Genomic DNA, 7468 nt, shown 5'->3' on the forward strand with positions numbered 1-7468 from the left:
GGGAAACTCCTTTATATGAATGATTAGATTTTTTGAACTTGTAGCGATCCGTAAAGGATCATGTAGGAGTAATGCGCCATAACGTATCGGTGGCTTTATTTTCTTACTTAGGCCGTTTCGGCCGCACTAAACGGGCGTTGATGCTAACTAGCGTCAGGCTCTAAGAGTTCTTCTCGTCCCTGTGGCATAATGGGGCAACCTTAAGGAGGCCCCTGATGGATGTTGAGATTATCTTTTCGCTGATTAGTTCCTTTCTGCCCTTGGCCCTAATTGTTGGTGTGGTGGTGGCTGTACAGCGTGGACGTACCGGTGACAGGGATGTTGGTTCTTCGGTGCAACGGGTGCTTATTTACGGGTTTTTGGCGGTAGTGGTGATGCTGGTAGCCACCGGGGTAGATGACTTAGCGAGCCGCATTATTGAAAAACTCGAAGGTGAGGATCCGAGCGCACCGGCTTGGGCGGCGGCTCGGGTGTTGGTCGGTGGTGGTGCGTTGCTTCTACTTATCCGTATGATGCGCCGCCGTTTTGCTACACAACCCGGCGAGCAATCGACGTTGGCTTGGATGTTCTACCAAGGAGTAATGGAGTTGACCGCTCTTGGAGTGATGACTTACGCCTCGGTCAACATTTTGCAAGCAATCATTGGTGATGGTTCATTCAGCATCGGCTATTTGGTCACGTTGGCGGTGTGGGGTTACACCTGGAACTATCATGTTCGCCTCGGCGATCGAATAATAAGCGACCAGCCAGTTCGGTCATCGTTTACTCTTTTAGGCGGGTCAATGATTGGCCTGGTTGGTTCTGTGGTGGCCTTTGGCGCGTTGGCGGTCAACTTTGCCGTGTGGGGCTACGAAGCGGCCACCGGTGAAGCTATGTGGGAAGCTGATTTTGATGTCGTACGCGACATCCTTCCCTTTTTGCTGGTCTTTGGCGCTATCTGGTTTTGGTATTGGGTGCGCCAAGTGGTGCCTGCCGGCGAATCAAACGCTCGTCACGCTTTTACGTTGATTGTTGGGGTTCTTGGCGGTTTGGGCACCATGGTGGGTGTCGCCGCGGGCATGATCGCCATGGTGCTGCATTGGGTGTTTGTTGATGAGCAAATGTCGGCAGCCCAGTATTTTCACCCTTGGTCGGCCATGGTGGCGGTCGCTGCGGTGGCTTGTTTAGTGTGGCGCTACCACCGGTCGTTGCTGCCGTCTAGCGAGGGCCGTGCACGTTCTGAAGTTAATCGCGCCTACGACTATTTGGCTTTATGGGTCGGGTTGGCGGCCATGGTGGTCGGCATTGGCATGTTGTTCTTTTCGTTGCTACAACTCGTTACCCCTCTTCCGGTGGGCGAAGAACGGGTCTTGACTGATTTCGTTATTGCCGCCTTTACTGGCTTGCTGGTTGGCAGTTTGGTTTGGCGTAACTTTTGGCCATCGGTGCAAGCGTTTGCCAAAGGTGCGGCGGAGGTGAAGTCCACGGTGCGGCGGGTCTTTTTGTATTCCGTGTTCGGCATCGCTGCATTGGTTGCGTTAGTTGATCTGCTGGTTTTGGTGACCATGCTTTTCGAGGCGGTGTTTGACGAAGGACTCGGACGTCAAGCTTTGTGGGATACCCACCCGCCACTTTCGTTGGTCTTAACTGCTGGCGTGGTGGCTGGTTATCACCTCATGGTTTTGCGCTCCGATAAAGAAGTGGTGGCAGTCCTCGAACCGGTTGACTCACCTTCAAGCGAGCCAGAGGAATCTGCCCCGGTTTACGATCTTGATGCAGTGGCAACTGCTGTCACGCAAGCCTCGGCCGGCAAGTTAGTGTTGGTAGAGAGGGCCGACGGACTACACCTAGAAGAAACAGAAACAAATGGATAGCCAGATTTCAGTAACCCGCTATATTGCAGCGAGCCCTGAAGCAGTTTGGGCTTTGGTGACTGATTTAGAACGCATGGGGGAGTGGTCGCCGGAAAACCAGGGCGGCCAATGGGTGGCTCCGGCTACCGAAGCAGCGGTGGGAGCTATTTTTAAAGGGAACAACAGCCACGGTAAGCGCCGCTGGACCACCAAGGTAAAGGTACTGGAGTTCGACCCGTCGCATCGTTTTTCGTTTCGGCTGATGGCCGGGCCGTTGGGGAGTTGCGACTGGATTTACGCTTTGGAACCTTCCGAGAGCGGCTGTTTAGTTACGGAGTCTTGGGTTGATCAACGCACTCCGTTGTTGACTTGGACCGGCAAAATGTACACCCGTATAGGGGACCGTGGCAAACACAATCGTGACTCTATGCTGGCCACTTTGGAGGCCATCGCAGCGGCGGTTGAATAATGACCCAGACGGTGGAAATCCCGATTGAGGGGATGACCTGTTCGGCTTGTGCAGCCCGCATCGGCAAGGGTCTTAACAAACTCGATGGGGTGGGCGAAGCCCATGTCAACTTTGCTACAGAAAAAGCTTTTGTTACTTTTGATTCTTTGGTCATCGATGAAGAGGCTTTTGTGGCCACCGTTGAAAAGTTGGGTTATGCGGTGGCGGAACCTGCCGAAGATCACGAAAACCAGCATCTCGACCAACTGACCCGCCGGTTGATGCTGGCTGCTGGTTTGGCGCTCCCCACGGTGCTTATTTCTATGGTGCCGGGCTTCATGTTTTCGGGTTGGCCATGGGCAGCGGCCGTGCTGTCCACCCCGGTGGTTTGGTGGGCGGGTTGGCCTTTCCACAAGTCAGCGGCGAAAAACTTGGCCAACAAGGCCACCAACATGGACACCCTGGTTTCTTTGGGCACCTTGTCGGCGTGGTGGTGGTCAATGGTGGCCCTGTTGTTTATTGAAGATGGTCATATTTATTTTGAAACTGCGGCGGCCATTGTGGCTTTGATTTTGTTGGGCAAATGGTTTGAGGCTCGGGCCAAGCAACGCTCGGGTGACGCCATTCGTGCTTTGGCGGGGTTAAGCCCCCGCACGGCCCGCTTAGAAGATGGCACCGACATCCCACTGGAACTCCTCGAAGTGGGTATGCGTTTTGTGGTGCGCCCCGGAGAGAAAGTCCCCACCGATGGGGTGGTGGTAGAAGGCCATTCCGCCGTGGATGCGTCCATGATCACTGGTGAACCGGTGCCCGAAACGGTCACCGTGGGCGACGAGGTTATTGGCGCCACCGTGAACACCACCGGGTCTCTTATTGTGGAAGCCACTCGGGTGGGTGGCGAAACCACTTTGGCGCAGATCATGCGTTTGGTTGAAGAAGCCCAGGGGTCTACCGCCCCGGTGCAACGCTTAGCCGACCGGGTGTCGGCCGTTTTTGTGCCGGTGGCTTTGGGGATAGCTGCTTTGACGCTGGTTGCTTGGTTGGTGACCGGCCAAGCAGTTAACGAAGCTTTTACTGCCGCGGTGGCCGTGCTGGTTATTGCTTGCCCTTGTGCGCTGGGTTTGGCTACCCCAACAGCCATCATGGTGGGCACCGGTCGGGGGGCACGGCTAGGCATCATCATTAAGGGCGGCGAGGTGTTGGAAAGCACCCGGGCGGTTAGTCACATTGTTTTAGATAAAACAGGAACCATTACCGAAGGCCGTATGGAACTAGTGGGGGTGGTGCCCGCCGTGGGCACCGACGCAGACCACCTGGTGCGTTGGGCGGCGGCGGTGGAGGCTCGCTCTGAACATCCGGTGGCGGCGGCTATAGCGGCGGGGGTGGCGGTGCCGGGGTCGGTAACTGGTTTTGAAAGTTTGCCGGGTCTGGGGGTGCGGGCCACTATTGACCATACGGAGGTCACGGTGGGTCGACGGCAGTTGTTTGCTGACTTGCCTGATGATCTTGAACAGGCGTTGCTTGATGGTGAAGCAGCGGGCCGCACGGCGGTGGTGGCCGGTTGGGGCGGCCAAGCCAAAGGGGTATTGGTGGTGGCTGACCGGGTGCGTGACACATCGGCCGAAGCGGTGGCGGCTTTTCACGATTTAGGCCTTGAGGTCACGTTGTTGACCGGCGACAATGCACGAACTGCTGAATCGGTGGGCGCCTTAGTAGGGGTGGATTTCGTCATCGCTGAGGTGCTGCCCGACGACAAAGACGCCGAAATCCAGCGTTTGCAAGCGGCCGGCCAAGTGGTGGCCATGGTGGGTGACGGCATTAACGATGCGCCGGCGTTGGCTCGAGCAGATTTGGGCATTGCCGTAGGCACCGGTACCGATGTGGCTATTGAAACTTCAGACTTAACTATTGTGACCGGCGATCTGCGCGCCGTGGCCGACGCTATTGCTTTGTCGCGGCGCACCTTGACTACCATTAAAGGCAACCTGTTTTGGGCCTTTGCTTACAACGCGGCGGCTATCCCGTTGGCGGCTTTTGGGGTGTTGAACCCCATGATTGCTGCGGGGGCTATGGGGTTCTCCTCGGTGTTTGTGGTCACCAACTCGCTGCGTTTGCGAACCTTTTCTGGGTATCGTCCGACTAAACCCTTTAAAGAAAGTGAAACCTTATGAGTGCTTTTCATGTGCCAGAAATTTCTTGCGGGCATTGCACTAGTGCTATTGAACAAGAGGTCGGTCAGGTGCCGGGGGTTGACAAGGTGGTGGCCGACGTAGACACCAAAATGGTCGAGGTTTCTGGGACGGCCAGCGACGAAACCATTGTGGCTGCTATTGCTGAAGCGGGCTTTGCGGTAGCGTTTTAGCTCCAGGTGTTCCAACTGGTGATGGCTGCGGCGCCTCCGGGGCGACTGGCTGGTTTAAAGTCGGTGCCCAAAGTGTGGCCCACGGTGATGAGCGCTACTTGGGTGACGTCGGCGTAAGGGATTTCGAGAATCTCGGCGGCTTGTTCTTCGAACAACAGGTGGATGGTGGTCCAGCAGGTGCCGAGGCTTCGTTCGCGAGCGGCCAGCATGAATGACCAGGCGCTGGGGATGATGGAACCCAGCATGGAGGCCGACATCATGGAGGATCCGTCGTCCATGCGCCCGGGTAGGCAGGGCAGCACCATGGCTGGTACTCGGTGAAAGTTTTCTGCCAAATAAGACGCTGATTTGACGACGCGGAGTTGTTGTTTGGCCGGGTCGTCAGTGGGGGTAGGGGCGTCATCTACTGAGGCGCCGCCGGTGTACATGTCCCAGCCTTTGCGGTATAGGTCGGCCAAAGCGGCTTTTTTGTCGTCGTCGGTGACCACTAGGAAGCGCCAGCCTTGCTGGTTGGACCCGGTGGGGGCTTGCACGGTGAACTCTAAGCATTCTTCAATGAGTTCTTTGCTGACCGGGCGGTCAAAGTCGAGTCGTTTGCGTACGGCTCGGGTGGTGGATAAAAGTTGGTCTGCGGTGAGGCCAAGGGTGGTCATGGGGTTTCCTCCGTGGGGGTTATTTTGTTTTCTGCGAGATCACGTATGCCTTCAACGGTGCAGGCCATGTTGGCTGCTTGGCTGGTTTGGCGATTGTGGACAATGGCTGCTTCTTTGTCGGGCATTTTCTCAATAAACATGGTGAGCCCCGATGGGCCGGGGCCCAAGATCATGGTAAAAGTCAACAGGGTGCCGTTGTCTTGGGGGGTGAGGTCGAAGCGCCAGTGGGCGGCGGGGTTTTCGGCGCTTACCGACGCCCAAGCAAAGACTTCGTTGATTTGGTGGTGGGTTAAGGTGCAGGGCACTTCCCACTCTCCCATTAACTTGTTTTTGTTGCGGCCGGTGAATACTGCACCTACCTCGGGGGTGTCAGATACCCATTCGGCGCCTTGAAACTCGTCGCTGAATTGTCCGGGCAAATTTATGTCAGAAACCAAAGTCCACACGGTTTCTGGTGAAGCGTTGATGTCGATTTCTACGGTGACGCCGGCGCCGTCGGCAAAAACTGGTTCGTCGTCGGTGGGGCGTTGGGTAGTGAGCCTTTGACGGGCGGGGTTTGCGTTCATGGTTGTTAGTTCAGCACAAGCCCGCCGCTGGTCTTGCTTCGGGCTGGGGTTTAGTGCTGGTTCAGTCGCTGCCGAGCCAGGCGGGGGCTTGGTCGAGGAGGTATTCGCTGACTGAGCGGCAGTGTTCGAAGGCATCGCACATGCCGTTACTTTCGTCGCCTCGGTAGAGCACAGCGAAAGGGATCTCGAGGCGAGCTACTACGCCTAGCGAGCGTTGGGGGGCGTCGGTGACATCGGCGAAGGAGTCCATGGCCGTGACTTGGGTGGGGAGGTCGGGCCCGCTGAGGCCGGCCAGTTCGGTGGCGAGGAGCAGGAGGTCGGGGCTGTTGGCTAGCGGCGGTAGGGCCCAGGTGAAGAGCAGGTCCAAGGTGAGGTCTTCGCTGGGTTCGTCGTCGTCGGCCAGGGTGACAATTTCGTCTTCGAACGACATGAGGGTGCGGGGTTCAATGTCGAGGGTGAGGTGCAGGTCGAGGGGCCCGCCGCAGGCTGCTTCGGGGTGGAGGTCTACTTCGAATGCTTGGCGCATGGTGTAGGTCTCAACGAAGTGTCGTTCGTCGTGCACATGAAAGCCGTGTTCGGCGGCGTGGTTTTTTAAATCGGCGATAAAGCCGGCGATGTCAATGATGGCCAACGGTTTTCCTCCTGTCTTGTTGGGCAAGGTCAGGTTAGACCTTTCAAGGCAGAGAGAACACTTCGCGCGCCCAAGATGGTTGAATGTGGGGGTGACTTTGCAGGATTCTTCTCAGGTGTTGGCCGATTTGCATCGGGCGGCTGATGCGGTGGCGGCGGCTTTCGTTGATTTGGATGATTGGGGGCCGTCCGGTGGGCGGTCTGATCAGTACGCCAGCGATGTGGTGGCCGACCGGGTGGTGCACGAAGTTTTGGACCCCTTGGGTTATGGCGTGTTGAGCGAAGAGTCGGATTTTGTGGAGGCTGATGGACCAGTGGTGGTGGTGGATCCGTTGGATGGTTCGACGAATGCGTCGCGTGGTTTGCCGTGGTTTGCTACCAGTTTGTGTGCGGTAGATGCTGATGGACCGTGGGTGGCGGTGGTGGCTGACCAAGCCAACGGGGTGCGTTACCAAGCGGTGCGGGGTGGGGGAGCGTCCCGTGACGGCGAGGTTTTGTGGCGTGGGGATTCTCCGCCGCTGGCTGAGGCTTTTGTCGCTTTATCTGGCTTGCCGCCTCGTAACCCGGGCTGGGGGCAGTTTCGGTCGCTGGGCGCGGTGGCTTTGGATTTGTGTGCGGTGGCCGATGGCCGCTTGGATGGTTTTGTGGACTGCTCGCCGGATGCCCATGGGGTGTGGGATTACCTGGGGGCGTTGCTGGTGTGTGCCGAAGCGGGGGTCACGGTGGCCGATGCGCAGGGGCGTGACTTGTGCGTGCTTGATCATGCTGCTCGCCGTACCCCGGTGGCGGGGGCGGGGGCCTTGGGAAGCGAATTATTAACGTTCCGTCAAGGGTTCTGACCGGCGCTGGCAACGATAAGGTAGCGGTTTCTCGGGCGTGTAGCTCAGTTGGCTAGAGCGCCTCCCTTACAAGGAGGATGTCGGGGGTTCAAGTCCCTCCACGCCCACCGAGTTGCTTAACATGCCGGAATGTGTGGT

General features: G+C 57.4%; 8 protein-coding genes and 1 tRNA gene. 6 read left to right on the plus strand and 3 right to left on the minus strand.

From position 1 onward, the window contains the following. Nucleotides 1–215: 215 nt before the first annotated feature. Genes EYQ49_06160 through EYQ49_06175 form a run of 4 tightly spaced genes read left to right on the plus strand, consistent with a single transcriptional unit; the run spans nucleotide 216 to nucleotide 4642 of the window. A complete protein-coding gene (locus EYQ49_06160) occupies nucleotides 216–1853 on the plus strand; it encodes a hypothetical protein (GenBank protein HIG25457.1) in 1638 nt (545 codons plus the stop codon). Continuing rightward, nucleotides 1846–2301, plus strand: coding sequence for an SRPBCC family protein (locus tag EYQ49_06165; GenBank protein ID HIG25458.1), 456 nt, complete (start codon nucleotides 1846–1848; stop codon nucleotides 2299–2301). Before EYQ49_06160 ends, EYQ49_06165 begins: the two co-directional genes overlap by 8 nt. Continuing rightward, complete coding sequence (cadA, locus tag EYQ49_06170) at nucleotides 2301–4451, plus strand: cadmium-translocating P-type ATPase (GenBank protein HIG25459.1); 2151 nt, start codon at nucleotides 2301–2303, stop codon at nucleotides 4449–4451. Before EYQ49_06165 ends, cadA begins: the two co-directional genes overlap by 1 nt. Next, nucleotides 4448–4642, plus strand: a complete 195-nt coding sequence (locus EYQ49_06175) for a copper chaperone (protein HIG25460.1) — start codon at nucleotides 4448–4450, stop codon at nucleotides 4640–4642. The genes cadA and EYQ49_06175 overlap by 4 nt, the downstream gene beginning before the upstream one ends. Here the strand turns inward: EYQ49_06175 and EYQ49_06180 are convergent. Genes EYQ49_06180 through EYQ49_06190 form a run of 3 tightly spaced genes read right to left on the minus strand, consistent with a single transcriptional unit; the run spans nucleotide 4639 to nucleotide 6465 of the window. Next, nucleotides 4639–5295: a nitroreductase family protein gene (locus EYQ49_06180; protein HIG25461.1), complete on the minus strand. Its 657-nt coding sequence runs from the start codon at nucleotides 5293–5295 to the stop codon at nucleotides 4639–4641. The two genes, EYQ49_06175 and EYQ49_06180, sit on opposite strands and share 4 nt — an antisense overlap. Then, entirely contained in the window at nucleotides 5292–5996 is a 705-nt protein-coding gene (locus EYQ49_06185) for an SRPBCC family protein (protein ID HIG25462.1), read from the minus strand. The genes EYQ49_06180 and EYQ49_06185 overlap by 4 nt, the downstream gene beginning before the upstream one ends. Next, nucleotides 5923–6465, minus strand: coding sequence for a hypothetical protein (locus tag EYQ49_06190; GenBank protein ID HIG25463.1), 543 nt, complete (start codon nucleotides 6463–6465; stop codon nucleotides 5923–5925). Before EYQ49_06190 ends, EYQ49_06185 begins: the two co-directional genes overlap by 74 nt. A gap of 10 nt (nucleotides 6466–6475) precedes the next feature. Between EYQ49_06190 and EYQ49_06195 the strand changes: the two genes are divergently transcribed. Further along, nucleotides 6476–7330 (plus strand): hypothetical protein, encoded by an 855-nt coding sequence (locus EYQ49_06195; protein HIG25464.1) that lies wholly within the window; start codon nucleotides 6476–6478, stop codon nucleotides 7328–7330. Between the two features lie 33 nt (nucleotides 7331–7363). Further along, nucleotides 7364–7440, plus strand: a tRNA-Val gene (locus EYQ49_06200). The last annotated feature ends 28 nt before the right edge of the window (nucleotides 7441–7468 follow it).

It is taken from the genome of Acidimicrobiia bacterium (assembly GCA_012959995.1).
Classification (GTDB): domain Bacteria; phylum Actinomycetota; class Acidimicrobiia; order Acidimicrobiales; family MedAcidi-G1; genus MedAcidi-G2B.

Excerpts from the sequence above, each read along its gene's own strand:
- EYQ49_06180 (HIG25461.1), bottom strand. The coding sequence starts at position 5,295 with ATGACCACCCTTGGCCTCACCGCAGACCAACTTTTATCCACCACCCGA.
- EYQ49_06195 (HIG25464.1), top strand. The coding sequence starts at position 6,476 with ATGTCAATGATGGCCAACGGTTTTCCTCCTGTCTTGTTGGGCAAGGTC.
- EYQ49_06175 (HIG25460.1), top strand. The coding sequence starts at position 4,448 with ATGAGTGCTTTTCATGTGCCAGAAATTTCTTGCGGGCATTGCACTAGT.
- EYQ49_06185 (HIG25462.1), bottom strand. The coding sequence starts at position 5,996 with ATGCCTTCGAACACTGCCGCTCAGTCAGCGAATACCTCCTCGACCAAG.
- cadA (HIG25459.1), top strand. The coding sequence starts at position 2,301 with ATGACCCAGACGGTGGAAATCCCGATTGAGGGGATGACCTGTTCGGCT.
- EYQ49_06160 (HIG25457.1), top strand. The coding sequence starts at position 216 with ATGGATGTTGAGATTATCTTTTCGCTGATTAGTTCCTTTCTGCCCTTG.
- EYQ49_06165 (HIG25458.1), top strand. The coding sequence starts at position 1,846 with ATGGATAGCCAGATTTCAGTAACCCGCTATATTGCAGCGAGCCCTGAA.